The organism is Mesorhizobium sp. M0848 (assembly GCF_040319805.1).
Taxonomy (GTDB): Bacteria; Pseudomonadota; Alphaproteobacteria; order Rhizobiales; family Rhizobiaceae; genus Mesorhizobium.
In genome coordinates, this window is record NZ_JAMYOM010000016.1 from 1 (window position 1) to 24,747 (window position 24,747).

Sequence of the window (24,747 nt, forward strand, 5' to 3'; positions counted from 1 at the left end):
GGGCGATCATGCCCCCGTGTCGTCAAAAAGCTACCAGCCAAATATCCTGTCAGAACACTGAAGGTGCCTAAGTGAACTGCATTAGCGCTTTCGAGCGCCGTTTTTAATTTTCCTATTGCAGATAATAATTATCCACGATAGTATATATCCATGATAAAGGAGCCGATCCAATGAAGCTGGGCGAGGGCGTTGAGGCAGCTATCCATTGCGCTGCCACGCTGGCTAGTGTGGAGGGGAACAGCACCATGCCTGGCGCCGCTCTGGCCGAGTCCTTTGGCCTGTCGCCTAGCTATCTGCTGAAGCATCTCAACATGCTGAGCGCGGCGCGCATCCTGGAATCGGTGCCCGGGCCTGCCGGTGGCTATCGGCTGGCGCGGCCGGCCGAGCGCATCACGCTGCTCGACATCGTGCTGGCCATCGAAGGGCGCGAGCCGGCTTTCCGTTGCGGCGAGATCCGCCAGCGCGGTCCGGTGAAGCTCGATGCTTCGGCCTATGTCAAACCCTGCGGCATCAACGCCGCGATGCTGAAGGCCGAGCGTGCCTATCGCGCCGCGCTCGCCGAGACCAAGCTGTCCGATATCGTGGCCACCTATGCGGCAGAAGGCGATCCCAGGTCGCTTGCTGCGAGCTGCGCCTTCGTCGAGCGCCACCAGCGGCCGCAGAAATCCAGTTAACCCCGTAGACCCAAACCCAAAGCAGATTTGAAAGGACAGGAAGATGAAACAGAGGCTGCAATTTTTCGCCAAGGCGCCGGAGATCATGAAGGCTGTGTCGGCGCTCAACAAGGCGGTGGACGAATGCGGGCTCGAGGTGAGCCTGCTGCACCTGATCAAGCTCAGGGCATCGCAGATCAATGGCTGCTCGTTCTGCGTCGAGATGCACAGCCGCGAGGCGAGGCGCGACGGCGAGACCGAGCAGCGGCTCTATCTGGTTTCAGCCTGGAAGGAATCGCCGCTGTTTTCCCTGCGCGAACGCGCTGCCCTGGCCTGGACCGAAGCCGTCACCTTGATCGCCAGCAATGGCGTGCCGGACGAACTCTATGCAAAGACGCTCGAGCATTTCTCGGAAGAGGAACTGGTCAAGCTTTCCGTTGCGCTCGGCATGATCAACACCTGGAACCGGCTGTGCATCCCGTTCCAGGCCATTCACCCGGTGCCGGCGGCGAAGGCCGCCTGATTGTCCGGTTATGTTGGGAGCGCCGTCGAAAGGCGGCGCTCCACTTTCAAAGGGAGCGTTTGATGCCTGCCGATTTGCCTTCGACCTTGTTGTTTCTCGCTCGCCTGTTGCTCGGCGGCGCCTTCGTCTTCGCCGGCCTGCGCAACATCCAGAACGCGGCCTTCCTGACCCAGCTGATGGCCGCGCGCGGTGTGCCGCAGGCAAGATTGGCGCTGTGGCTCGGCATCGTGCTTCAGATCGCCGCCGGCGTGCTGGTCATCGCAGGATTGTGGACGGCACTCGCGGCCGCGGTGCTGCTGCTGTTCCTCATCGTCGCCACGCCGATGTTTCACAATTTCTGGGACCATCAGGGCCAGGACCGTGCGTCCCGCATCAACGGCTTCGTCGGCAATGTCGCGCTGAGCGGTGGCTTTCTGACCCTGATCGCGCAATCTGTTTGACGCACAGTTCCATGCCGACTGCGGCCTCTGGTGCCCACGGCTCGATCATAAAATCGGAACCAATCGAGCCGTTGACGCATTTCACACCTGCATGCCCAGCATCCAGGATGGAATATGAAAATCGCCCATGTCGCGCCGCTTTATGAATCGGTGCCGCCAAGGCTCTATGGCGGCACCGAGCGCATCGTCTCGTATCTGACCGAAGCGCTGGTCGATCTGGGCCATGAGGTGACGCTGTTCGCCAGTGGCGACAGCCAGACTTCCGCGACGCTGGTACCCAGCCGGGAACGCGCGCTGCGCCTCGATCCGCGTCCGCTTAAATCCGAGATCGCGGCGCATCTTTCGATGCTTGCGCAGGTGAGGGAACGGGCGTCGGAGTTCGACGTCATCCACTTCCATCTCAGCCATTTCCTGCACTTTTCCTTCTTCGAGGATCTCGCCGACCGCACGGTGACGACACCGCATGGCAGGCTGGATTATGTCGACCTGGCGCCGGCCTATGAACGGTTTCCGCGTTTTCCCCTGATTTCCATTTCGCACAGCCAGAAGGCGGGCTTTGCCAACGCCAACTGGTTGGCGACGATCCATCACGGATTGCCGACCACTCTCTACGAACCGACTTTTGAGACGACGGCGGAAGAACCCTACCTTGCCTTCCTCGGCCGGTTCTCACGCGACAAGCGCCCGGACCGCGCCATCGAGATCGCCTTGCGTTCGGGGCTCAAGCTCAAGCTCGCGGCAAAGATCGGCGACGACGACCGCGCCTATTTCCACGAGGTGGTCGAACCGTTGATCGACGGCGATCGCATCGTCTATGTCGGCGAGATCGAGGAGGACCAGAAGGCGGAATTTCTCGGCAAGGCGGCCGGCCTGCTGTTCCCGATCGACTGGCCGGAGCCGTTCGGCCTTGTCGCCATCGAGGCCATGGCCTGCGGCACGCCGGTCATCGGCTGGAATTGCGGCGCGCTGCCCGAAATCATCGATCAAGGCGTCACCGGTTTCATCGCTGACACGGTGGACGGCGCGGTCGCCGCGGTGCCCGACTTGCTGCAACTCGACAGGCGAAAGGTGAGGGCCGTTTTCGAAAAGCGGTTCTCCGCTCGAAGAATGGCTGGCGATTATCTGGCCGCCTATGCGGGCCTGATCGGCGTCCCGAGCGCGGCGAAGGCGTCTTGAGCAACGACGTGCTCGAGCCACGACAACGAAACAACAGGGATCTTTGACGAATGGCCCAACTCGATGAGCGCCAGCTCGATCCCGCGGTTGCGCTTGCATCGCTCGACGCCACCGCCCCTCGCGAGCCGCATCGGTTGTTTGCCCTCAAGCAGGGCGATTGCTTCGCGGTTGCCGACGCCTATGGCGACATACGCGGAGCCGGCGACGGTTTCTTTCGCGACGACACACGGGTTCTTTCCGAGTTCCGGCTGACCGTCGGCGGCAGGCAGACATCGCTGCTCGGCGCCTCGCTCAGCCAGGACAATGTGCTGTTCACCACCAATTTGACCAATCTGCCGATACAGAGCGCCGGTGGACGCGACATCCCGCAGGGAGCCATTCACATCGAACGCGTCAGGCTGCTTTGGCAGGACAGGCTGTTCGAACGCATCACCCTTTCCAATTACAGCCGGGAACACTCGACGATCAGCGTTTCCCTGCACTATTCCGCCGATTTCCGCGACATGTTCGAAGTGCGCGGCTCGACACGGCTGAAGCGCGGGCTGGCCCATGCCGCCGAAACAGACGCGACGTCCGTCCTGCTGCGCTATGACGGGCTCGACGGCCTGGCCCGCCTCTCTGCGATATCGTTCTCGCAGGCGCCGGACCAACTGACAGCCACCCGTGCCGATTTCCTGATCGCCGTCACCAAGCGCAGCAGGAAGGTGCTTTATGTCGAGGTCGGTCCCGAGGTGGCCGATAAGCCCGACCGCGACCGGTTTCGCGCCGCTGCCGCCCGCGCCCGCTTTGGCATGCGGGCCAAACGTCGCCATGGCGCGACGGTGCGCAGCTCGGGCCGCGTCTTCAACGACTGGGTCGAGCGCGCCCGCGCCGATGTCGCGCTGCTGACCACCGAACTGGCGACCGGCCCCTATCCCTATGCCGGCATCCCCTGGTTCTCGACGGCGTTCGGTCGTGACGGCGTCATCTCGGCACTGCAGATGCTGTGGCTCAATCCGGGCCTGGCGCGGGGCGTGTTGGCCTTTCTGGCCCAGCATCAGGCGACCGAGACATCGCCGTTCAGCGATTCGCAGCCGGGCAAGATCATGCACGAGACCCGCAAGGGCGAAATGGTGGCGCTGCGGGAGCTCCCCTTCGGCCGCTACTACGGTGGCGTCGATACGACACCGCTCTACATCTATCTTGCTTGTGCCTACGCCGATCGTACCGGTGACACGGCGTTCATCGACGGCTTGTGGCCATCGCTGTGCGCTGCGGCCGAATGGACGGAGGAGGCGGGCCGGGAGACCGGATTCGTCACTTACCAGCGAGCGGCCGAGTCCGGCCTCGCCAACCAGGGATGGAAGGACAGTTTCGATTCGGTCTTCCATGCCGATGGCCGCATTCCCAAGGGTCCGATCGCCCTGGTCGAAGTGCAAGGCTATGTCTTTGCCGCTTTCCGGGGGCTGGCCAAGCTTGCCCGCCGCCGTGGGGAGGACGACAGGGCCGACCATTGGGATGGTCGCGCCGAGGCGATGCGGGTCGCCGTGGAACGCGATTTCTGGCTTGACGATCTCGGCTTCTATGCCCTCGCGATCGACGGTGCGGGCGAGCCCTGCAAGGTGCGGACCTCGAATGCCGGGCATCTGCTTTTTGTCGGATTGCCTGAGCCGGCGCGGGCCCAGATGGTCGCCGACCAGCTGCTTTCCGCCTCCTTCCATTCCGGCTGGGGACTGCGGACGCTCGCCGACGATGCCGTGTTCTTCAATCCGATGTCGTACCACAATGGCTCGATCTGGCCGCACGACACCGCCCTGTGCGGTGCCGGCCTGGCGCGCTATGGCGAGCGTGAAAGCGTGGTTCGCCTGATGAGCGGCACATTCGAATCCGCGGTCCATTTCAACATGCGGCTGCCCGAACTGTTCTGCGGTTTTACACGCGCGCCGGGCGAAGCACCCATCGCCTATCCTGTCGCCTGCCTGCCGCAAGCGTGGTCGGCGGGCTCGGCCTTCATGCTGATGCAGGCCTGCCTTGGCCTGGAGATCGACGGCTGGGATGGCGAAATCCGCGTCACCCGCCCGAGGCTGCCGATCGGCATCGACACGCTGACACTGCGGCACCTGGGCGTCGGCGACCGGGTCGTCGATCTCACCTTCCAGCGCGTCGGCGATCGGGTCGTCGCTTTCCTTGCCGACCGCCATGAAGGGCTGGTGCCGCTCATCGTAAGGACATGATCCGAACAAAATTGGCGGAACCGATCCGAGCTTTGTGCGTTGCAAAAATACGGGTCCGAACGCCGACCACGTGGTCGGCGGACCTTTTCAAACGGGAAACACGAAAAAACGGTCGCCGACGGCCGGGTGAGTTGACATTCAATGACAAACTACGGTGCGGAACTGCTCTGGGTTCTGATCTTCGCGAGCCTCGGTTTTTCCGCTCTTGCCGTATTCCTCTGCCTATCGCGGCAGCGCCGCAGCCACCCTCCGGCGGTTGCCCATACAGCGGGCGAAGACGTGGCCGCGGAGGCGGCGCGCAAGGTGATACGTGAGTTCGAAAAGAACGGCCAATCGGCCGATGCGGCGCTGGTGACGTGGTCGCCCGAGACATTGCGCAAGATCCTTGCCGACGATCTGCCCGATGCGCAGGTCATCGTGGTCTCCAACCGCGAGCCCTATATCCACAACATCAAAGATGATGGTGTCGAATTGCTCGTGCCGGCCAGCGGGCTGGTGTCAGCGCTCGAACCGATCACCCGCGCCTGTGGCGGCACCTGGATCGCCTATGGCGGTGGAACCGCGGACCGTCTGACGGTCGACCAAAATGATCGCGTACAGGTGCCGCCCGGCCATCCGTCCTACACGCTGCGCCGGGTCTGGCTGACCGAGGAAGAGCATCAGGGCTACTATCTCGGCTTCGCCAATGAAGGCCTCTGGCCGCTTTGCCATATCGCCTTCACCCGGCCGATTTTTCGCGCCTCCGACTGGGCTGCCTATGAAGCCGTTAACCGGAAGTTTGCCGATACGGTGGTTGCCGAAGCGCGCAACGAGCGGCCGATCGTGCTGGTCCAGGATTACCACTTCGCGCTGCTGCCGCGCATGATCCGCGAGCGCCTGCCGGAGGCGATCGTCATCACCTTCTGGCACATCCCATGGCCGAACTCGGAGGTGTACAGCATCTGCCCTTGGCGTGAACGCATCCTCGAGGGGCTGCTCGGCAGCTCTATCATCGGTTTCCACACCCAGTTCCACGCCAACAATTTCACCGAAAGCGTCGATCGCTTCCTGGAAAGCCGCATCGAGCGGGCCGATGCGGCGATCTCCTATGGTGGCCAGACGACGCTGGTGCACGCCTATCCCATCTCGATAGAATGGCCGGCGGACCTGTTGGCAAAATTGCCTCATGTCGATGACTGCCGCGCCCGCCTGCGCAATAGGTTCGGACTGAAAGCGGATGTGAAGCTGGCCGTGGGGGTCGAGCGTCTCGATTACACCAAGGGCATTCTGGATCGGTTTCAGGCGCTGGACGAATTGTTCAAGCGATACCCTGAATGGATCGGAAAACTGGTTTTCCTGCAGGTCGCGGCCCCCAGCCGTGGCACGCTGCCGGCCTACAAGCTGCTCCACGACGAATGCCACCGCTATGCCGAGGAGCTCAACCAACGCTATGGCAGCGAGGGCTACAGACCGGTGATCATGGTGGCCGAGCATCACTCGCAGGAACAGGTCTATGAGATCTATCGCGCCGCCGACATATGCATGGTCACCAGCCTGCATGACGGCATGAACCTGGTCGCCAAGGAGTTCGTCGCGGCGCGCGACGACGAACAGGGCGTCTTGATGCTCAGCACCTTCGCCGGCGCCTCGCGCGAATTGCTGGAGGCGCTGATCGTCAACCCTTACGACGCCGCCATGATGAGCGAAGCGCTGCTGCAGGCGCTGATCATGACTTCAGACGAACAGCGCGAGCGCATGCGGCCCATGCGCGAGACGATCCGCAACAACAATGTCTATCGCTGGGCCGGCAGCATGCTTCTGGATGCAGCGCGCTTGCGCAAGCGCGGTGACCTCGACCGGGTAACCGGTGTCGGTGACCGGCTGCCTAGCGTCGACAATGTCGTGTCCATGTTCGAGCGCAAGCGGGTAGTCATGTCATGAACGAGGTTCTGCAAAAGATGATCAGCGAAAGCCCGCAAAAGCCGCAGGCCGTCATGCCGAAACCGCAGACTGTGCTGACCGGCGAATGGGCGTTGTTCCTCGACATCGACGGCACCCTGCTGGAACATGCCGAACACCCGGACGCCGTCTCGGTCAGCGACGAGCTTCGCTCCTTGCTGCAAGGCCTGGACCGCAAGCTGGACGGGGCGTTGGCGTTCATCACGGGCCGGTCCGTTGCGGCTGTCGACCATCTGTTTCAGCCTTTGAAACTGCGCGCGGCCGGGCTGTATGGATTGGAGCACCGGCTTCTCCCGGACGACGACGTCGAAGTCGCGGACGAGCCGGCGGATATCGCGGCCCTTGCCGACGAGATCGAGGCCGAGCTCGGTCGTGGGGCCTATATCGAGCGTAAGGGAAGGGTGCTGGCCATCCACACGCGCGCCGCCCCCCATCTGCTTCCGCGTGCGACGCAGCTTGTCGAGCAGGCGCTGGCCACGCTGCCAAAGGGCTACCGGGTGGTTGCCGGCAACGCCGGCGTGGAATTGCTGCCGCTGGAGGCCGCCAAGGGCGCCGCGATCCGGCGTTTCATGGAGATCGCGCCATTCACGGGCCGTCGCCCGGTCTTCCTGGGCGACGACACGTCGGACGAAAACGGCTTCGAAACCGTCAATGATGCGGGCGGCATATCGATACGGGTCAAGCCACCGGCGCACACCACCGCGCAGTACGGGCTGGTCGGCGTTGCCGAGACGCTGGCCTGGCTGAGAGGTCAACTTTAGGTCCAGCTGACGCACCGCGATCGCGCCTCCTGGAAAAGACAAGGAAAGGAACGGTTTCGATGGGACGCTTTGCACAATTGGTCCGAGAGATCACCCCGAACTGGCTGCACTCTCGCTCCTCCCGCGATGAGATTGCCGACGTTTCACCGTCGGACGCGGATTTCAGCTGGCAAGAAGCGGTCGACAACAAGATGTATGGGGCGGATACATCTGACTATTCCCATGTGTCGGAAAAGCCTGTTTCGGCAAAACCGACAGGCGACAGGCCTGCGGACGAGAACGACCGTGTTCCCAAGAAGGCCAATTAAGGGTCCCGCCGGAGCCCGATAATCGCTGTTCCTATGCCGCAAATCGCAGGCCGCCATCGCAGGTCAGCACCTGGCCGGTCATGAAGCCGTTGGAGACGAGGAAGGCGATTGCGTCGGCGACGTCTTCGGCCCGGCCGACGCGGCCGACCGGGGTCTTGCCGGCATAGTCGGCAAAGATCGTTTGCTTTTGCTCCTCGGCCAGAAAATCCCACCAGGGCGTGTCGATGACGCCGGGCGCCACGACATTGACGCGCAGCGGCTTCAGTTCCACCGCCAGAATCGGCACCACGGTCAACAGCATGCCGTTGATGGCGGCGATGCCGGCAACGCCGGGCGTCGCGAGTTGCGCCGAGACCGCCGAGACGAAGGTCACCGAGCCGGCCTTGTTCAGCGTCGGCAGGGCCGCCTGCAGGCAGGACAGCTGCGGCCGGACTTTCTCATCGACGCCACTGCCGATGTCGCTCAGGTCAAGCGTCGGGAAGGGGCCAAGGCCCTTGCCGCCGCTGGCCGCCAGCACCAGATGGTCGATAGGCCCGAGGCTCTCGAAGAACTGGCGGACCTCATCCGGCTTCGAGGCGTCGAAAGCAGCCTTCTCGGCAGCGCCACCAAGGTTTTTCCAAGCGCTCTTCAGTTTGTCCTCATTGCGCCCAGTGATGGTCACCTTCATGCCCGGGCCGAGCAGCTTGCGTGCCGTCGCCAGGCCGATGCCGGACGAGCCGCCGATGATGACGGCATGTTGGATTGTCTTGGTCATCAATGGTCTTCCTTCGATGTGAGGGAGGCCGGGTCGATGAGATCGAGGCTCAAGCTTCGCAGCCGTTGTCTTGTCTTGGCGTCATAAGCCTGGGCGTCGGCACGGGATTCCCGCAGGCCGTCGAAATAGAGGCCGCTTTTTCCGTCGAGCGCGGGTGAGGCGGCGAGGTTGAGGATGGCCTCGGCACCGGTCTCGACCGAACTCCACGGCGTCACATCAGCCTGCCGGACCATGGTGGTATTCATGTAACTCGCCGGGTGCAGCGCGTTGACGGTGACGCCGGTACCTTTCAACTGTTCGGCCAAATCGACGGTGAACAGGATCTGCGCCAGCTTGCTCTGGCAATAAGCGCGCACGCCGTCATAGGCGCGGGTCAGCATGACATCGCTGAAATCGATCGCCTGCTGCCCCGCCGAGGCGACATTGACGATGCGGGCCGGCGTGCTCGCCTTCAGTAATGGCAGAAGCTCCGATGTCAGCACGAAACCGGCGAGATAATTCACCGCGAAGCGCAGTTCGTAGCCGTCGGCGCTGATCTGTCTTTTGGCACCTTGGCCCGCCGTGCCGATGCCGGCATTGTTGATGAGGATGTCCAGCCGATCCGTCCTGGCGCGCACCGCCTCGGCGAGATGGTGCACTTCGGCCAGCGACGAGAGGTCGGCGACCAGAAGCTCCGCCATGCCGCCGGCCGCTTCGATCTCGGTGACAACAGCCTTGCCGCGCCTCGCATCGCGGCCATGCACCATCACACGGGCGCCCGCGGCGCCGAGCCGTTGCGCGACGACGCGGCCGACGCCATCGGTCGAACCGGTGATGAGGATCGTCTTGTCTTTGAGTTCCATGTTCAGAGCCTCCGTTCTGTTGCTCTGAACGGAAGATGGGACAGTTGGCGCGAGCCAAACAGTTCAAACTTTATCCTGGTATCAATACTGCTATACTGGGCGCATGGAGTCCCAACCCCACGCGGCCCCAAACCACTCCGCTGAAGACAGCCGCCGGCGCGAACTCGGCGCCTTCCTGCGCTCGCGCCGCGAAAGGCTGACGCCCTCGGCCACCGGCATCGCCACCGGTCTCAGGCGGCGCACGCCGGGACTACGGCGCGAGGAGGTGGCGATGATCGCCGGCGTCGGCACCACCTGGTACACATGGCTGGAGCAGGGGCGGGAGGTCAGGCCCTCGGTCGAGGTGCTGACGGCACTCGCCGAAGCACTGCGCCTCGACGCCGCCGAAAAACAGCATCTGTTCATCCTTGCCGACCGCCAGCAGCCGGAGCGCCGTGCCGTGGCGCCGGAAAGGGTCGACGGCCCCTTGCTGCACATGCTGCAGAGCCTGGTGCTGCAGCCGGCCTATGTGGTCGGGCGGCGCTGGGATGTGCTAGCCTGGAACCCGGCGGCGGTGGCGGTGTTCGGCGACTATGGCCTGCTGGAAGGGGATGCCCGCAACATCGTCCACATGGTGTTCACCAGCCCGCACCACCGGCGCCTGCTGGTCGACTGGGAGCAACTGGCGCGCACCGTGCTGGCCTCGTTCCGGGCCGCGAGCGCCCGCTATGTCGGCGATCCGGATTTCGAGCGGCTGATCGAGTTGATGACGCGTTCGAGCCCCGAATTTCGTGCCTGGTGGCCGCAGCGCGACGTCGCGCACCGATTGTCGGGGGTGAAACATGTCCGGCACCCGAGCGCGGGCGCCATGAGCTTCGAGCATATGAGCCTGTCGATCGGCGACGGCTCGGACATGAAGCTGATCGTCTACACGCCGCTCGCCGAGCAGAATTCGATCGCCAAGCTGCAGACATTGCTGGATGAACTGCCGGCCAAGCGGCGCAGCGCCTGAAGCGTCAGGTCTTCGGCTTCAGCCCATCAAGAAACAGTTGTTCCAGGAAGCGGGCCGCATCCTCGAAGCGGCCGTCGCCGCCGCGGTTCGGCCCGAGCACGGCGCGGACCTGGACGTCGAAATCGGCATAATGCTGCGTCGTTGCCCAGATCGAGAAGATCAGGTGCCACGGATCGGTCTTGGCGATCTTGCCAGCGCGCATCCAGCCCTTGATGACGGTCGCCTTCTCGTCGACCAGCGTCTTCAACTCTCCGGCCAGCAGCGGCATGATGCGCGGCGCGCCTTGCAGGATCTCGTTGGCGAACAGCCGGCTCTCGCGCGGAAAGTCGCGCGCCATCTCCAGCTTGCGCCTGATGTAGCTGCGCAGTTCGGTAAGGGGATCCCCAATGTCGTCGAGTTCGCGCAGCGGCGCCAACCAGGTGTCGAGCAGGCGCTGCATCAGCGTTTCGTGGATGTCTTCCTTGCGGCGGAAATAATAGAGCAGGTTGGGCTTCGACATGCCTGCGGCTTCGGCGATCTGGTCGATGGTCGAGCCGCGGAAACCGTTGGCGGAGAAAACCTCGAGCGCCGCCTCCAGGATGAGTTCGCGCTTTTCCTGCTGGATGCGGGTGCGGCGAGGGGCGTCCGTGGCGATGGTCACCGTTGCAAGCCCTCGTGTTGAGGGTCCTCTGGACCAATTCTCTGGACCAGTTTTTCCCTAGCCTGTGGAACGCACTTCAGGTGCCGCATTTCCGCTAGTAATCCTTGACCGCCGAGAGGGCGGTGCTAACGTTTGTCCAATCGGTCAAAAATTTGCGTAGCATGAAAACGCGGCAAAGACCAAGCGTTGGGCGCAGCGAAACAGTTTACAAGGGGAAGTCCTGGTCATGTCCAACCGGCTGAAAGTCACGCCGAACGATCTCAGCGCATTCTGGATGCCGTTCACGGCAAACCGGCAGTTCAAGCAGGCGCCGCGCATGATGGTGTCCGCCAAGGACATGCACTACACGACCAGCGACGGCCGCAAGGTGCTCGACGGCACCGCCGGCCTGTGGTGCGTCAATGCCGGCCATTGCCGGCCGAAGATCACCGAAGCGATCCAACAGCAGGCCGCCGAGCTCGACTATGCGCCCGCCTTCCAGATGGGCCATCCGATCGTGTTCGAACTGGCCAACCGCCTGGTCGACCTCGCGCCCAAGGGCATGGATCATGTCTTCTTCACCAATTCCGGTTCGGAATCGGTCGAGACGGCGCTCAAGATGGCGATCGCCTATCACCGTGTTAAAGGCGAGGGCTCGCGCACCCGGCTGATCGGCCGCGAGCGCGGCTATCACGGCGTCAATTTCGGCGGCATCTCGGTCGGCGGCATCGTCACCAACCGCAAGATGTTCGGCACGCTGCTCGGCGGCGTCGACCATATGCCGCACACGCATCTGCCGGAAAAGAACGCCTTCACCAAGGGCGTGCCGGAGTATGGCGCGGAACTCGCCAACGAACTGGAGCGTATCGTCGCTCTGCACGACGCTTCCACCATCGCTGCCGTCATCGTCGAGCCGGTCGCCGGCTCCACCGGCGTCATCCTGCCGCCGAAGGGTTATCTCGAGAGGCTACGCGAGATCTGCACCAAGCACGGCATCCTGTTGATCTTCGATGAGGTCATCACCGGTTTCGGCCGTCTCGGCACGCCGTTCGCCGCCGACTATTTCGGTGTCACGCCCGACATCATGACCACCGCCAAGGGCGTCTCCAACGGCGTCATCCCGATGGGCGCGGTGTTCGTGAAGAAGGAGATCCACGACGCCTTCATGACCGGCCCCGAGCACATGATCGAGTTCTTCCACGGCTACACCTATTCGGGCAACCCGATCGCCTGCGCGGCCGCACTCGGCACGCTCGACACCTACAAGGAAGAGGGCTTGCTGACCCGCGGCGAGGAGCTGGCGCCGTACTGGGAAGACGCGCTGCATTCGCTGAAGGGCGAGCCGAACGTCATCGATATCAGGAACATCGGCCTGATCGGTGCGATCGAGCTGGCGCCGATCGCCGGCCAGCCGACCAAGCGGGCCTTCTCGGCCTTCGTCAAGGCGTTCGAGCGCGGCGCGCTGATCCGCACCACCGGGGACATCATCGCGCTGTCGCCGCCGCTGATCATCACCAAGGGCCAGATCAACGAATTGATCGACCATGTGCGGGAAGTGCTGAGGTCCATCGATTGACGGACTGACACGATATCCCTCGCCCTGGAGGAGAGGGTCGCCGCGAAGCGGTCGGGTGGGGTCGGTGCGGCAGCGCGCCGACCTGATCTTTTGCTGCAACGAACGGTTGCAGTCAGGCGGGCAACGCGCCGATCCCGGTCAGGATCACCCGCTTGATATTTTCCTTGGCTTCCCGCCATTGCCGGTCGGACAGCGGCTTGCCGCCATTGAGCGTCTCGATCTGGTGACCGAAATCGGCGTAGTGCTGGGTCGTAGCCCAAAGCATATAGAGCAGATGGCGCGGATCCACCGGGTCCATCTTGGCTTCCTCGATCCAGCGCCTGATGATCTCGACGCGGCCGTCCGTCCATTCGCGCAGCGTCGATTCCATATAGTCCTGAAGCACCGGCGCACCGTGCATCACTTCAGAGGCCCAGACCTTGGAGCCGTCAGGATGGCGGCGTGATATTTCCATCTTGGCGTCGATATAGGCACTGATGCCGTCTATGGGTCCGCGCGCCGCGTCGAAGCAATTGGCCGCCTGTAGCCAGATTTCAAAGATGTTTTGAACGACCGACCGGTAAAGCTCTTCCTTGGTGGCGAAATAGTAGTGGAGATTTGCCTTCGGCAGTCCCGCCAGATCCGCAATCAACTGCATCGTGGCGCCGCCGAACCCTGCCTCCGCAAACACCTTCTCGGCAGCGACGAGAATGGTTTTTTCATTCTCTCGTCGGATCTCCTGTCGCCGCATGGGGCGGGTGGGTTCTGCCATATCTACCCCAAGATTCTAGTTGACCGCTTGGTCAGGTTGTGTAGTTTAAAAGCTGACCATACGGTCAAGCTGTAAATCACTCAAGGGGCGACAAGAACCCTGGCGTAGATGGGAACTCAAGATGGCCGCACCCGGTGAGAATCTGCGAATCAATTCAGACCGTTTGTGGGATTCCATCATGGAGATGGCGAAGATTGGCCCCGGCATTGCCGGCGGCAACAATCGTCAGACCCTGACCGACGAAGACGGCGAAGGGCGGCATCTGTTCAAGCGCTGGTGCGATGCGGCCGGGCTCGAAATGGGCGTCGATGAAATGGGCACGATGTTTGCCCGCCGCGAAGGCACCGATCCCAGCCTGCCGCCGGTCTATGTCGGCAGCCATCTCGATACGCAGCCGACCGGCGGCAAGTATGACGGCGTGCTCGGCGTGCTGGGTGGGCTTGAAGTGGTGCGCTCTCTCAACGATCTCGGCATCAAGACCAAACATCCGATCGTCGTCACCAACTGGACGAACGAGGAGGGCTCGCGCTTCGCGCCGGCGATGATGGCGTCCGGCGTGTTCGCCGGCGTGCTCGACCAGGCCGATGTGTACGGGCATGTCGACAAACAGGGCAAGAAATTCGGCGAGGAACTCGAGCGCATCGGCTGGAAAGGCAGCGAGAAGGTCGGCGACCGTAAGATCCACGCCTTCTTCGAACTGCATATCGAACAGGGTCCGATCCTCGAGGACGAAGATATCGACATTGGTGTCGTCACCCATGGCCAAGGCCTTAAATGGCTGCAGGTGACGCTGACCGGCAAGGAAGCCCACACCGGCTCGACGCCGATGCCCAAGCGCCGCAATGCCGGGCTCGGCATGGCGCGGGTGATCGAACTGGTGCACGAGATAGCCATGGACTACCAGCCCGATGCCGTCGGCGCGGTCGGCCACATGGAGGTCTATCCCAATTCGCGCAACATCATCGCCGGGCGCACCGTCTTCACCGTTGATATCCGCTCGCCGGAAAAGGAAGTGCTGGACGCGATGGATGGCCGCATCCGCGAAGGCATCGACACGATCTGCGATGCACTCGACATTCGCTACGAGATCGAACAGGTCGGTGCTTTCGATCCGGTGACCTTTGATGCCGGCTGCGTCAAGGCGATCCGTGATGCCGCCGAACGCCTCGGCTATTCCCACCGCAACATCGTCTCCGGCGCCGGCCACGACGCCTGCTGGATCAACCGCGTCGCGCCCACCGCCATGGTGATGTGCCCTTGCGTCGATGGCCTCAGCCACAACGAGGCCGAGGAGATCACCAAGGAATGGGCTTCGGCGGGCGCGGACGTTTTGTTCCACGCGGTGGTGGAGACGGCGGAGATCGTCGGGTGAGAGGTCGGCGCTGTACCCCCACCCCTAACCCCTCCCCACAAGGGGGAGGGGGACTTCCGTTGGTGCTAATCTTGGCAAATTGTCTACGTTTCCACACCGAGAGGAAAGTTTGGGCTCGCGGCAGCGTTCCCTCCCCCTTGTGGGGAGGGTTAGGGTGGGGGTCCACCTTCGCAAGAATCCTTTTTATGCATTCTTTCAAAGGCTTTGAACGTCGGGCTGTGATAGCGCGACGCCAAGTCTCCCTCCCTTGCGGGGAGCGATTGAGGGTGGGGGGTACTCTTGGCACCGACCGGAATTGATCCTGCTGCTATCGAACGTGCCAGGGTCCTGCGTCGGAACATGACGGAAGGCGAGCGGAAGATCTGGTCCGAGTTGAAGGAGTTCCGTCGCCTATACGGTTTACACGCCAGAAAGCAGGCACCGATCGGCCCTTACGTTGCTGACTTTGTTCTGCATGAGAAGAACCTCGTTATCGAGGTGGATGGAGAGCATCACTTCACGCCGGAGCAAATGGAGAAGGATCGGACACGCGACGCATGGTTTGGCCGACAGGGCTATCGTGTATTGCGGTTTTCGACCGGAGATCTGGCGAACTCTTTCGATGGTTGCATCGAGGAGATATTGGGAGAAGTTGGAGTCATGTAGCGCCGCCGCTTCGGTCCTGAACCGATCTGAAACACTACCGAGACGCTCGTAAGAAGCGCGGCAAGAACAAGGGAACAGCCAATGACCAAAGTCATCCGAAACGGCACCATCGTCACTGCTGACCGCACCTGGAAGGCCGATGTGCTGATGCAGCACGGCAAGATCGTGGCCATCGGTTCGGGCCTGCATGGTGACCACGAGTTCGATGCCACCGGCTGCTACATCATGCCGGGCGGCATCGACCCGCACACCCATCTCGAAATGCCGTTCATGGGCACCTATTCGGCCGATGATTTCGAATCCGGCACGCGCGCGGCGCTCTCCGGCGGCACGACCATGGTGGTCGATTTCTGCCTGCCGGCGCCGCAGCAGTCGCTGCTCGAAGCCTTGCAGATGTGGGACAACAAGACCTCGAAGGCGTCCTGCGACTATTCCTTCCACATGGCGATCACCTGGTGGGGCAAGCAGGTGTTCGACGAGATGGCCACTGTCGTCGACAAGGGCATCACCTCGTTCAAGCATTTCATGGCCTACAAGGGCGCGCTGATGGTCGACGACGACGAGATGTATGCGTCGTTCCAGCGCTGCGCCGATCTCGGCGCGCTGCCGCTGGTGCATGCCGAGAATGGCGACGTCGTTGCCGCCCTGTCGCAGAAGCTGCTGGCTGCCGGCAACAACGGCCCCGAGGGCCACGCCTATTCACGGCCACCCGAAGTGGAAGGCGAGGCGACCAACCGCGCCATCATGATCGCCGACATGGCCGGCGTGCCGCTCTATGTCGTGCATGTCTCCTGCGAGCAGAGCCACGAGGCGATCCGCCGGGCGCGGCAGAAGGGCATGCGGGTGTTCGGCGAACCGCTGATCCAGCACCTGACGCTGGACGAGAGCGAGTATTTCGACAAGGACTGGGACCATGCGGCGCGCCGCGTGATGAGCCCGCCCTTCCGCAACAAATTGCACCAGGATTCGCTGTGGGCGGGCCTCCAGGCGGGCTCGCTGCAGGTGGTGGCGACCGACCATTGCGCTTTCACCACCAAGCAGAAGCGCAACGGCGTCGGAGATTTCACCAAGATCCCGAACGGCACCGGCGGGCTCGAAGACCGCATGCCGGTGCTGTGGACCACAGGCGTCAACACTGGCCGGCTGACGATGAACGAGTTCGTCGCGGTGACCTCGACTAACATCGCCAAGATCCTCAACATGTATCCGAAAAAGGGCGCCATCGTCGAAGGCGCGGATGCCGACATCGTCGTCTGGGATCCCAAGCGAAAGAAGAAGATCACTTCTAAGCAGCAGCAGTCCGTCATCGACTACAACGTGTTCGAAGGGTTCGAGGTGACCGGTCTGCCGCGGTTCGTGTTCTCGCGTGGCGAACTGTCGATCCAGGAGGCCGAGATCAAGGCCAAGCCCGGGCATGGAGAATTCGTCGGCCGAGAGCCGAATGCGGCGGTCAATCGGGCGCTGTCGACGTGGAAGGAAATCTCCGCGCCGCGCAAGGTGGAACGCACCGGCATCCCGGCGACCGGGGTTTGAGCTTGGCGCGTTCGGCCGCGCTCATTTCGTTGGTCCTGATGGCAACTGCCTCAGGTCCGGCAGCAGCGGACGGCCTACTGGCCGGCTCCTGGGGCAATGATGTCGGCTGCGCCGGCGTCAAAGCCGGTTATCAGGAGAGCGATGCCTATATCGTGCTGACCGCCGAAGGCGTCGAGACCTATGGCAGCGGCTGCCGGTTCACACAGCAATTGACATCGGTGCTGGGCGCGCAATCGCTTGGCGCGACCTGTTCGGCGGAAGGCGAGGCGGGAACGACAATCGAAACCGTCATGGTCACCAACAAGGGGGAGGATGGTTTCTTCGTCACCATCCCCGGCCTTGAGGAAATGGGGCCGCTGCAATTATGTTCGTGACGGTGCCGATGGCGGCCATTCCGTCGATGCTGGCCTCACGCGACCAGCGCATCCAGTTCCGGCAGCAGGACGACGCTTTCCTGTTCGTTGGAATCGGTGCGCGCAATGACGGCCGAAGACGGGGCGCTGCTCAGATTGGCCGGCAGATGCGGCACGCCGGCGGGAATATAGAAAAGGTCGCCGGCCTTGGTGACGATATGATGCTCGAGCCGGTCGCCGTACCAGGTGTGGACTTCGCCGGAGAGCACATAGATCGCCGTCTCGTGGCTCTCATGCATATGCGCCTTGGCGCGCGCGCCGGGCGGGATGGTGAGCATGTGCATGCAGATGCCGGAGGCGCCGACGGTTTCGGCGGTAATGCCGGCGAAATAGGTCAATCCCTGCTTGCCTTCATAAGTGCTTTCAGGGCGGATAAGATGACAAGTGGGTTTGGGCGACATCGGGGAAACTCCGGGCGTCGATCGAGTGGGACAAGACCAATGGGACAGGGCGAGTGGAAAACAACATCGCGATAAAAGCAATCGGATTCCAGCCGCCGCAGGGACGGAAACAGGCAGGCGGCAGCCGATGACGGGGACTTCGCCAGCCGTCGTCGCGGCAAGCAAACTCGGACTGACCTTCCAGACCAATGACGGGCCGGTGCAGGCGCTGTCCAATGTCGATCTCACCATCGGCAAAGGGGAGTTCGTCTCCTTCATCGGGCCTTCGGGCTGCGGCAAGACCACGCTGCTGCGCGTCATCGCCGATTTGGAGAAGCCGACCTCGGGGACGATTTCGGTCAACGGCATGACAGCAGAACAGGCGCGCGAGAAACGCGCCTATGGCTATGTTTTCCAAGCCGCCGCGCTGTTTCCCTGGCGGACGATCGAGCGCAATGTCGGGCTGCCGCTGGAGATCATGGGTCTGTCCAAGGCGGAGCAAGGCGAGCGTATCAAGCGCACGCTCGAGCTCGTCAACCTCTCTGGCTTCGAGAAGAAATATCCCTGGCAGCTCTCGGGCGGCATGCAGCAGCGCGCCTCGATTGCCCGTGCGCTGGCCTTTGATGCCGACCTGCTGCTGATGGACGAGCCGTTCGGCGCGCTGGACGAGATCGTGCGCGATCATCTCAACGAGCAATTGCTGGAATTGTGGGGACGCACCAACAAGACGATCTGCTTCGTCACCCACTCCATTCCGGAGGCCGTCTATCTGTCGACGCGCATCGTCGTCATGTCACCGCGCCCGGGCCGCGTCAGCGACATCATCGAATCGACGCTGCCGAGAGAGCGGCCGCTCGACATCCGCGAGACGCCGGAGTTTCTGGCGATCGCAGCGCGCGTGCGCGACGGGCTGCGGGCAGGGCATAGCTATGATGATTGAGCGCCCTGGCAAGCGAGCGGCCACCCACGCCTTCGTCATCCTAGGGCGCCGCGAAGCGGAGTGCGAAGAGGGAGCGCCCCACCAGACCTTCGTCATCCTAGGGCGGAGCAGGCGCGAAGCGGCCTGCGCAGACCCTAGGATCCATGCCGCGACGTGCGCCGAAGGGCAAAAACGGTTCAGAATATCGGCCAAGCAGGGCGAGGCACAGGGAGCCTTGTTCCGCACCGTTGCGGAGCACAGAGGTAACGGCATGGATCCTAGGGTCTGCGCCGCGTCGCTTCGCTCCTTGCTTCGCCCTAGGATGACGAAGGCGTGGTGGGCCGCCCGCGTTACGCAGAGCGCACGCCTCGCGGGCGAGGGCCGCTAGATGGACACCTTCCGCGACAAACTCATCCCCGTCACCTCGATCCTCGCCGGCGTGGTCGTGCTCTGGTATGTTTTCGCCGTCATCCTCAACACGCCGTTCCAGCGCGATCTCGACCGCCGTGCCAATGAGACCTCCACGTTCAGCCAACTCATCGGCAAGACGCTGTCGCAGCCGAAGCCGACATTGCCGGCGCCGCACCAGGTGGCGGTGAATTTCTTCGAGAACACCTTCCTGCGGCCCATCACTTCGAACCGCAGCCTCGTCTACAATGCCTGGGTGACGCTGTCGTCGACACTGCTCGGCTTTGCCTTCGGCACTGCGCTCGGCATCATCATTGCGGTCGGCATCGTGCATTTGGCAACGCTCGACCGCAGCCTGATGCCGTGGATCATCGCCTCGCAGACCATTCCCATCCTGGCAGTGGCGCCGATGATCATCGTCGTGCTGGGGGCGATCGGCATCAGCGGCCTGATCCCGAAGGCGATGATCTCGACCTATCTGTCGTTCTTCCCGGTGACTGTCGGCATGGTGAAGGGGCTGCGCTCGCCCGAGATCATGCATCTCGACCTGATGCACACCTACAATGCCAGTCGTGCGCAGACCTTCTGGAAGTTGCGCGTGCCGGCCTCGGTGCCGTTCCTGTTCACCTCGATGAAGGTGGCGGTGGCGGCAAGCCTGGTCGGCGCCATCGTCGGCGAATTGCCGACGGGCGCGGTCGCCGGCATCGGCGCCAAGTTGCTCGCCGGCGCCTATTACAGCCAGTCCATCGACATCTGGTCGGCGCTGGTTGCTGGGTCCGTGGTGGCGGCACTTCTGGTCATGGTTGTCGGCATTGCCGGGCGTATCGTCGACCGCGCCATGGGCGGGAGGCCGGCATGAACTGGCTGAAACCCTCCTGGCAAGCGGTGCTGGCGATCGTGCTGTGCCTGATCGCTGTGGCGCTCGGCGCGATCGCCGTGCCGAAAGTGGATGCACTGGCGCAGCCCGCAGGGACGTTGATATATCCCTATGCGGCGACGAACTGGCTGATCTTTGGCGTGCTGCTTGTCGCCGCTTTGATCTCGATGGCCAGAATACCGTCCATCGTCGAAGCCGTTGTGCTTTTCATCGGCGCGCATCTGGTCGCCTGGCTGCTGATTGGCGGCATCGCCGGCTTCGAAGGTCTGGCGCGGGCGCCGTATTTCCTGCTGCTCGCGGCCGCATGGCTGCTTGGCTGGCGCTGCGTGGCGGTGCTGTCATCATTGCGTCCTTTCGCCAAATGGGCTCGCACCGCGCTGCGCCTGATCATCCCGGCCATCTTCGGCGCCTGGATCCTAATCATCTGGGAAGCGGTGACGCGCGGGGCCGGCATACCCTTCATCCTGCTGCCGCCGCCAAGCGCGATCGGCGCACGCATCGCCGGTTCGCTGCCGGTGCTCGGCGCCGATGTCCGCCAGACCATCTTCAAGGCGGTGATCTTTGGCTATGTCGTGGGCAGCGGCGCCGGCTTCATCACCGCGGTCCTCGCCGACCGTGTGCCGTTCCTGCGGCGCGGGCTCTTGCCTATCGGCAACATGGTCTCGGCGCTGCCGATCATCGGCGTGGCACCGATCATGGTGATGTGGTTCGGCTTCGACTGGCAGTCCAAGGCGGCGGTGGTCATCATCATGACCTTCTTCCCGATGCTGGTGAACACGGTCGCCGGCTTGGCCGCCTCCGGTCACATGGAGCGCGACCTGATGCGCACCTATGCGTCGGGCTACTGGCCGACGCTGCTGAAGCTCAGGCTGCCGGCAGCCGCGCCCTTCATCTTCAACGCGCTGAAGATCAACTCGACGCTGGCGCTGATCGGGGCCATCGTCGCCGAGTTCTTCGGCACGCCTGTCGTCGGCATGGGCTTCCGCATCTCGACCGAGGTCGGGCGGATGAACATCGACATGGTCTGGGCCGAAATCGCAGTTGCAGCACTTGCGGGTTCGGTCTTTTATGGCGTGGTCGCTCTTGTCGAAAGAGCCGTCACGTTTTGGCATCCCTCTGTCCGTGGTGGATAGGGGCGGTGGGTTTAGGGCACTAACTTCAGAGGGTAAAAAAATGAAAAGACTGATTATTCCCGTTCTGGCCGGCGCGATGTCGCTCGCCGCGTTCCAGGCAATGGCCGCCGACAAGGTGACGTTGCAACTGAAATGGGTCACGCAGGCCCAGTTTGCCGGCTACTATGTCGCCAAGGCCAAGGGTTTCTATGAGGCCGAAGGTCTCGACGTCGACATCAAGCCGGGCGGTCCCGATATCGCGCCCGAGCAGGTGATCGCCGGCGGCGGCGCCGATGTCATCGTCGACTGGATGGGCGGTGCGCTGGCTGCCCGCGAAAAGGGTGTGCCGCTGGTCAACATCGCCCAGCCGTTCAAGAAGGCCGGCATGGAACTGGTCTGCCCGAAGGACGGCCCGATCAAGACCGAAGCCGACTTCAAGGGCCACACGCTCGGCGTCTGGTTCTTCGGCAACGAGTATCCGTTCTACGCCTGGATGAACAAGCTCGGCCTCAAGACCGACGGCGGCCCGGACGGCGTCACCGTCTTGAAGCAGAGCTTCGACGTGCAGCCGCTGATCCAGAAGCAGGCGGATTGTATCTCGGTCATGACTTACAACGAGTACTGGCAGTTGATCGACGCCGGCTACAAGCCCGAACAGCTGACCGTGTTCAACTACTCGGCCATGGGCAACGACCTGCTCGAGGACGGGCTCTATGCGTCCGAAGACAAGCTCAAGGACCCGGCCTTCGAAGACAAGATGGTGCGTTTCGTGCGCGCCTCGATGAAGGGCTGGAAATACGCCATCGACAACAATGACGAAGCCGCAGGCATCGTCATGGACGGCGGCGGCCAGGACGAGAACCACCAGAAGCGCATGATGAGCGAAGTCGCAAAGCTGATCGACAATGCCGACGGCAAGCTCGACCCGGCGACCTACGAGCGCACCGCCAAGGCGCTGCTCGACCAGAAGATCATCACCAAGGAGCCGACCGGCGCCTACACCACTGCCATCACCGACAAGGCCGTGAAGTAAGCCTGGTCGGCAACACATCTATCCAGAACGCGGCGCCTCCGGCAGAAATGTCAGAGGCGCCGTTCCTTTATGGTGTTCATGACGAAACTGGTTTCGATCGAGGCGACGCATTTCAGCCGCGCGATCTTTTCCTTGATGAAGCGCTCATACTGCTCAAGGCTTCCCGTCACCACCTTCAGCACATAGTCGCGCGAACCGGTGACGAGGTGGCATTCCAGCACCTCTTCCCAGCCGCGTATCGCGTCCTCGAACATGACGATCTCGTCCTCGTTCTGGCGGCTGAGCCGGATGGTGGCGATGGCGACCATGTTCCAGCCGAAGGCTGAGGGATCGACCAGCGTGGTGTAGCCCCTGATAATTCCGGTTTCCTCCAGCCGCCGCACCCGCCTCAGGCAGGGCGACGGCGACAGGCCGATCCGCTCGGCAAGCTCGTTGTTGGTGATGCGGGCGTCTGCCTGCAGTTCGCGCAGGATCTTGCGGTCGAAATCATCGGCTATCTTCTGCTGCATTTTTGCGCCCATTCAGCAATTCGTTGCGGGAGTGCAGTCATATCAGCTTGAAAATAGCAAGGACTGGCGGATGAGGATCGCATAAATTGCCGCGCGATATCACTCGAAAAAGGCAGGAAAGATCATGACCGCGCCACGCCCGTCGAAAACCCATATCGGCAACCACAAGCTCCACCCGGAGACGCTGATGCTGAGCTATGGCTTCGATCCGCAACTTTCGGAGGGCGCGGTCAAGCCGCCGGTGTTCCTGACCTCGACCTTCGTGTTCAAGTCGGCGGAAGAAGGACGCGACTTCTTCGATTACACCTCCGGCCGCAAGGAGCCGCCGAGCGGCACGGCGTCCGGCCTGGTCTATTCGCGCTTTAACCATCCCAACAGCGAGATCGTCGAGGACCGTCTGGCAATCTATGAAGGGACGGATGCCTGCATCCTGTTTTCATCAGGCATGTCGGCGATCGCCACGACACTGCTCGCCTATATCAGGCCGGGCGACGTCATCCTTCATTCGCAGCCGCTTTACGGCGGCACCGAGACGCTTTTGACGCGCACGCTCTCCAGTTTCGGCATCGGTGCTGTCGGTTTCGCGGACGGCGTCGACGAGACGGCGGTGCGCACGGCCTCCGACGCCGCCGTCGCGAAGGGCCGCGTGTCGGTCATCCTGATCGAGACGCCGTCAAATCCGACCAACAGCCTGGTCGACATCGCGCTGATGCGGAAGATCGCCGACGAGATCGGCGCGAGCCAGGGGTCGACGCCGATCGTCGTCTGCGACAACACGCTGCTCGGCCCGGTGTTCCAGCGGCCGATCGAACATGGCGCCGACGTGTCCGTCTATTCGCTGACCAAATATGTCGGCGGCCATTCCGACCTGATCGCGGGCGCCGCCATGGGCGGCAAGGCGGTCACCAAGCCGATCAAGGCGCTGCGCGGCGCGATCGGCACGCAGCTCGACCCGCATTCCTGCTGGATGCTCGGCCGCTCGCTGGAGACGCTGTCGATCCGCATGGAGCGGGCCAACGACAATGCGCGGCTGGTCGCCGAATTCCTGCGCGACCATGCCAAGGTCGAGAAGGTGCATTACCTGCCGTTCCTGGGCGAGGAAACGCCGGCTGGCCGCACCTACAGGGCGCAATGCACTGGTGCCGGCTCGACCTTCTCCTTCGATATCAAGGGCAGAGAGAAGGCGGCTTTCGCCTTTCTCAACAATTTGCAGATCTTCAAGCTGGCGGTGAGCCTGGGCGGAACGGAATCCTTGGCCAGCCACCCCGCGGCCATGACGCATTCGGGCATACCCTTCGAGGTGCGCGAGCGCATCGGCGTGCTGGAGACCACGGTCAGGCTGTCGATCGGCGTGGAGCACCCGGACGATCTGATCGCCGACCTGACGCAGGCGCTGGCGGCGGTCTGACGCTCCCCGTATCCGGGGTATCGCGCGGTCCATTAGTTTGCACGTAAGTGTTACTCGCGCGCAGCCATTCGCTCTTATAAGCGTTGTGCCGATACATCCGCGCGCCGGGGAGCCGTGGCTGGAAGTCATCAGCAAACGGAGATCCTCATGCGTATCCAATCCTTGGCGCCGATGCTTTCGGCACTGGCCATCTCGGCGTCCTTCCTTACGGCAGCGCCGGCCCTGGCCGAGACGGTGAAGCTGAAAGCGACGCTCGACGGCGCCCAGCAGAACCCGCCGGTGACCACAAAAGGCAAGGGCACCGCAGCTCTTACCTTCGACACGGCGACGAAGAAACTCAGCTGGAACGTCAAATATTCCGGCCTCAGCGGGCCGGCGACCGCGGGACACATTCACGGCCCGGCTGCGATGGGCGAAAACGCCGGGGTGGCGATCCCGTTCAAGGGCAAGCTCAAGAGCCCGATCAAGGGATCGGCTGTGCTGACCGACGCGCAGGCCGCCGACCTGATGGCCGGCAAGGACTATGTCAACGTACACACTGCGGCCAACAAGGACGGCGAAATCCGCGGACAGATCGAGGCCGCGAAATAGCG

The 24,747-nt window shown here is 62.8% G+C and carries 26 protein-coding genes; 20 read left to right on the forward strand and 6 right to left on the reverse strand.

The window, feature by feature from the left end:
- Window positions 1–170 precede the first annotated feature (170 nt).
- From NKH95_RS18965 to NKH95_RS19000, 8 genes are all read left to right on the forward strand, one after another.
- Window positions 171–674, forward strand: a complete 504-nt coding sequence (locus NKH95_RS18965; RefSeq protein ID WP_023813203.1) for an RrF2 family transcriptional regulator — start codon at window positions 171–173, stop codon at window positions 672–674.
- A 43-nt stretch (window positions 675–717) separates the two neighbouring features.
- The gene (locus tag NKH95_RS18970; RefSeq protein WP_023813202.1) at window positions 718–1,176 is read left to right on the forward strand and encodes a carboxymuconolactone decarboxylase family protein; all 459 of its coding nucleotides are present in this window, start codon (window positions 718–720) and stop codon (window positions 1,174–1,176) included.
- Window positions 1,177–1,238: 62 nt separating this feature from the next.
- A complete protein-coding gene (locus NKH95_RS18975) occupies window positions 1,239–1,616 on the forward strand; it encodes a DoxX family protein (protein ID WP_023813201.1) in 378 nt (125 codons plus the stop codon).
- A 114-nt stretch (window positions 1,617–1,730) separates the two neighbouring features.
- Window positions 1,731–2,792 (forward strand): glycosyltransferase family 4 protein, encoded by a 1,062-nt coding sequence (locus tag NKH95_RS18980; RefSeq protein ID WP_023813200.1) that lies wholly within the window; start codon window positions 1,731–1,733, stop codon window positions 2,790–2,792.
- A gap of 50 nt (window positions 2,793–2,842) precedes the next feature.
- Window positions 2,843–5,005 (forward strand): amylo-alpha-1,6-glucosidase, encoded by a 2,163-nt coding sequence (locus NKH95_RS18985; protein ID WP_352892497.1) that lies wholly within the window; start codon window positions 2,843–2,845, stop codon window positions 5,003–5,005.
- A gap of 141 nt (window positions 5,006–5,146) precedes the next feature.
- Complete coding sequence (locus NKH95_RS18990) at window positions 5,147–6,925, forward strand: alpha,alpha-trehalose-phosphate synthase (UDP-forming) (protein ID WP_352892499.1); 1,779 nt, start codon at window positions 5,147–5,149, stop codon at window positions 6,923–6,925.
- Window positions 6,926–6,942: 17 nt separating this feature from the next.
- Window positions 6,943–7,704, forward strand: a complete 762-nt coding sequence (gene otsB / locus NKH95_RS18995) for a trehalose-phosphatase (protein WP_502895270.1) — start codon at window positions 6,943–6,945, stop codon at window positions 7,702–7,704.
- Between the two features lie 59 nt (window positions 7,705–7,763).
- A complete protein-coding gene (locus NKH95_RS19000) occupies window positions 7,764–8,012 on the forward strand; it encodes a hypothetical protein (RefSeq protein ID WP_352443086.1) in 249 nt (82 codons plus the stop codon).
- Between the two features lie 31 nt (window positions 8,013–8,043).
- Here NKH95_RS19000 and NKH95_RS19005 read toward each other — a convergent pair whose 3' ends face one another.
- Together NKH95_RS19005 and NKH95_RS19010 are read right to left on the reverse strand one after the other, a co-directional pair.
- Window positions 8,044–8,766, reverse strand: a complete 723-nt coding sequence (locus tag NKH95_RS19005) for an SDR family oxidoreductase (protein WP_352443085.1) — start codon at window positions 8,764–8,766, stop codon at window positions 8,044–8,046.
- A complete protein-coding gene (locus tag NKH95_RS19010) occupies window positions 8,766–9,608 on the reverse strand; it encodes an SDR family oxidoreductase (protein WP_352443084.1) in 843 nt (280 codons plus the stop codon). The genes NKH95_RS19005 and NKH95_RS19010 overlap by 1 nt, the downstream gene beginning before the upstream one ends.
- A 103-nt stretch (window positions 9,609–9,711) precedes the next feature.
- Between NKH95_RS19010 and NKH95_RS19015 the strand changes: the two genes are divergently transcribed.
- Window positions 9,712–10,599 (forward strand): helix-turn-helix transcriptional regulator, encoded by an 888-nt coding sequence (locus NKH95_RS19015; protein ID WP_128303454.1) that lies wholly within the window; start codon window positions 9,712–9,714, stop codon window positions 10,597–10,599.
- 4 nt (window positions 10,600–10,603) lie between these two features.
- On the opposite strand, the gene NKH95_RS19020 is transcribed toward NKH95_RS19015, so the two are convergent.
- Entirely contained in the window at window positions 10,604–11,239 is a 636-nt protein-coding gene (locus NKH95_RS19020; RefSeq protein ID WP_023813192.1) for a TetR family transcriptional regulator C-terminal domain-containing protein, read from the reverse strand.
- A gap of 226 nt (window positions 11,240–11,465) precedes the next feature.
- Between NKH95_RS19020 and aptA the strand changes: the two genes are divergently transcribed.
- The gene (gene aptA / locus NKH95_RS19025) at window positions 11,466–12,794 is read left to right on the forward strand and encodes an omega-aminotransferase AptA (RefSeq protein ID WP_128303455.1); all 1,329 of its coding nucleotides are present in this window, start codon (window positions 11,466–11,468) and stop codon (window positions 12,792–12,794) included.
- Window positions 12,795–12,906: 112 nt separating this feature from the next.
- Here the strand turns inward: aptA and NKH95_RS19030 are convergent, their stop codons facing one another.
- The gene (locus NKH95_RS19030; RefSeq protein ID WP_013530908.1) at window positions 12,907–13,545 is read right to left on the reverse strand and encodes a TetR/AcrR family transcriptional regulator; all 639 of its coding nucleotides are present in this window, start codon (window positions 13,543–13,545) and stop codon (window positions 12,907–12,909) included.
- 121 nt (window positions 13,546–13,666) lie between these two features.
- On the opposite strand from NKH95_RS19030, the gene NKH95_RS19035 reads away from it, so the two are divergent.
- From NKH95_RS19035 to NKH95_RS19050, 4 genes are all read left to right on the forward strand, one after another.
- Window positions 13,667–14,917 carry a Zn-dependent hydrolase gene (locus NKH95_RS19035; RefSeq protein WP_352443083.1) on the forward strand — a complete coding sequence of 417 codons (1,251 nt, stop codon included), beginning with the start codon at window positions 13,667–13,669 and terminating at the stop codon, window positions 14,915–14,917.
- A gap of 279 nt (window positions 14,918–15,196) precedes the next feature.
- Window positions 15,197–15,562 carry an endonuclease domain-containing protein gene (locus tag NKH95_RS19040; protein WP_352443082.1) on the forward strand — a complete coding sequence of 122 codons (366 nt, stop codon included), beginning with the start codon at window positions 15,197–15,199 and terminating at the stop codon, window positions 15,560–15,562.
- Window positions 15,563–15,643: 81 nt separating this feature from the next.
- Complete coding sequence (hydA, locus tag NKH95_RS19045; RefSeq protein ID WP_023813189.1) at window positions 15,644–17,095, forward strand: dihydropyrimidinase; 1,452 nt, start codon at window positions 15,644–15,646, stop codon at window positions 17,093–17,095.
- A gap of 2 nt (window positions 17,096–17,097) precedes the next feature.
- Window positions 17,098–17,469, forward strand: coding sequence for a hypothetical protein (locus NKH95_RS19050; protein ID WP_023813188.1), 372 nt, complete (start codon window positions 17,098–17,100; stop codon window positions 17,467–17,469).
- Window positions 17,470–17,504: 35 nt separating this feature from the next.
- Here NKH95_RS19050 and NKH95_RS19055 read toward each other — a convergent pair whose 3' ends face one another.
- Complete coding sequence (locus NKH95_RS19055; protein ID WP_352892504.1) at window positions 17,505–17,909, reverse strand: cupin domain-containing protein; 405 nt, start codon at window positions 17,907–17,909, stop codon at window positions 17,505–17,507.
- A gap of 127 nt (window positions 17,910–18,036) precedes the next feature.
- Between NKH95_RS19055 and NKH95_RS19060 the strand changes: the two genes are divergently transcribed.
- The 4 genes from NKH95_RS19060 (at window position 18,037) to NKH95_RS19075 (ending at window position 22,237) form a co-directional block, all read left to right on the forward strand.
- Window positions 18,037–18,828, forward strand: a complete 792-nt coding sequence (locus tag NKH95_RS19060) for an ABC transporter ATP-binding protein (protein ID WP_127272369.1) — start codon at window positions 18,037–18,039, stop codon at window positions 18,826–18,828.
- Between the two features lie 367 nt (window positions 18,829–19,195).
- Entirely contained in the window at window positions 19,196–20,074 is an 879-nt protein-coding gene (locus NKH95_RS19065; RefSeq protein WP_352892505.1) for an ABC transporter permease, read from the forward strand.
- A complete protein-coding gene (locus tag NKH95_RS19070) occupies window positions 20,071–21,225 on the forward strand; it encodes an ABC transporter permease (protein WP_352892507.1) in 1,155 nt (384 codons plus the stop codon). The genes NKH95_RS19065 and NKH95_RS19070 overlap by 4 nt, the downstream gene beginning before the upstream one ends.
- A 40-nt stretch (window positions 21,226–21,265) precedes the next feature.
- Entirely contained in the window at window positions 21,266–22,237 is a 972-nt protein-coding gene (locus NKH95_RS19075; protein WP_013894623.1) for an ABC transporter substrate-binding protein, read from the forward strand.
- Between the two features lie 50 nt (window positions 22,238–22,287).
- On the opposite strand, the gene NKH95_RS19080 is transcribed toward NKH95_RS19075, so the two are convergent.
- Window positions 22,288–22,746 carry an Lrp/AsnC family transcriptional regulator gene (locus NKH95_RS19080; protein ID WP_352551741.1) on the reverse strand — a complete coding sequence of 153 codons (459 nt, stop codon included), beginning with the start codon at window positions 22,744–22,746 and terminating at the stop codon, window positions 22,288–22,290.
- Between the two features lie 124 nt (window positions 22,747–22,870).
- Between NKH95_RS19080 and NKH95_RS19085 the strand changes: the two genes are divergently transcribed.
- Both NKH95_RS19085 and NKH95_RS19090 read left to right on the forward strand, forming a co-directional pair.
- Complete coding sequence (locus NKH95_RS19085; protein ID WP_128303459.1) at window positions 22,871–24,154, forward strand: cystathionine gamma-synthase family protein; 1,284 nt, start codon at window positions 22,871–22,873, stop codon at window positions 24,152–24,154.
- Window positions 24,155–24,301: 147 nt separating this feature from the next.
- On the forward strand, window positions 24,302–24,745 hold the full coding sequence (locus tag NKH95_RS19090) for a CHRD domain-containing protein (RefSeq protein ID WP_352758743.1): 444 nt from the start codon (window positions 24,302–24,304) through the stop codon (window positions 24,743–24,745).
- Window positions 24,746–24,747 lie beyond the last annotated feature (2 nt).